The organism is Streptococcus sanguinis (genome assembly GCF_019929145.1).
Classification (GTDB): domain Bacteria; phylum Bacillota; class Bacilli; order Lactobacillales; family Streptococcaceae; genus Streptococcus; species Streptococcus sanguinis_U.
This window is the reverse complement of record NZ_JAHZOW010000013.1, coordinates 1-1188: the sequence shown is the minus strand read 5'-3', so window position 1 is coordinate 1188 and position 1188 is coordinate 1. Positions and strand designations below refer to the sequence as shown.

The 1188-nt window shown below is 51.4% G+C and carries 1 protein-coding gene; it reads right to left on the bottom strand.

What is annotated here, in order from left to right:
- A partial coding sequence (locus K1I94_RS11220; RefSeq protein WP_263281185.1) for an FtsK/SpoIIIE domain-containing protein occupies positions 1-1188 on the bottom strand: 1188 nt, incomplete at both ends.

Sequence of the window (1188 nt, the reverse complement as noted above, 5' to 3'; positions counted from 1 at the left end):
ACTTCCTTGATATCCTCGGCTAAGTCAAGTCCTGACAGGTCTTGATTGAGCACTTCGTATTGGCCTAGGTCGTTGATTAGGTAGATGGTATGGTCTTCAATTCCCATCTCATCCTTATCTGGCTGGTAGTCTGCCCCTGACCAGGCTGACTGGAAGAGTTCATAGACTTCATTATTGCCGACCTGCAGATAGGCGCGGCCAGTCTGGGTAATCTCTGCTGCATCTGGCGTCTTAAGCATTTCCATCGAGTCCGTCCGGTCTGCCACTTTGAGCGCTAGCTTAAAGCGGGAGTTGGACCAGATCTGGTCATCCACCACCCCAGAGGGCTTCTGAGTAGCCAGGATCAAGTGGACCCCGAGGGAACGTCCGACCCGAGCGATGGATACCAGCTCCTTGATAAAGTCAGGCTGGTTGACCTTGAGCTCTGCGAACTCATCCGAGATGAGGAAGAGATGAGGCAGGGGTTCGGTTGCTTCCCCGTTCTTAAATTTCTTTTGATATTGGTTGATATGATTAACTTCAAACTCTCTGAAGAGCCGCTCCCGACGGTGAATCTCCGCATTGATGGAAGCCAGCGCCCGCATGGATTGGGCTCCGTCCAAGTTGGTAATGGTTCCCAAGAGATGAGGCAGGTTCTTGAAGAGGTTGGCCATTCCCCCACCCTTGTAGTCGATGAGGAGAAAGGCCACATCATGTGGATGGAAGTTGACAGCCAGACTCAGGATATAGGACTGGATGGTCTCCGACTTACCAGATCCAGTTGTCCCGGCAATGAGCCCATGCGGTCCATGAGCTTTTTCATGCAGGTTGAGGTAGACCAGATCTTCTTTCCCCCGCAGGCCGATAGGCACTGCCAAGCTCTTATAAGGCGCATTCTGTTGCCACTTTTGCAAGACTTGCAGGTCTGAGAAGGTCTCTGCCCCATACATCTCCATAAAGGTCACAGTATCAGGGATTGAGCTCTTGAGATTCTGTAAGTGATTGAGCGGCGCCAAGGTCCGAGCGATTCGCTCCTTGTCATAGCCTTCTGGGAAATGATCCAAGCGGAAGTCAATTTCTCTAAGGATTCCCTCTTCCATGACTAACTGACCAGTGTTGCGGTCCTTGATATTGACAACCGTCTTGATATTCTCAGACAGCGAGCTCATCACATCCTGCACGAAGATCAGTGAGCAGCCCAGGTCAGTC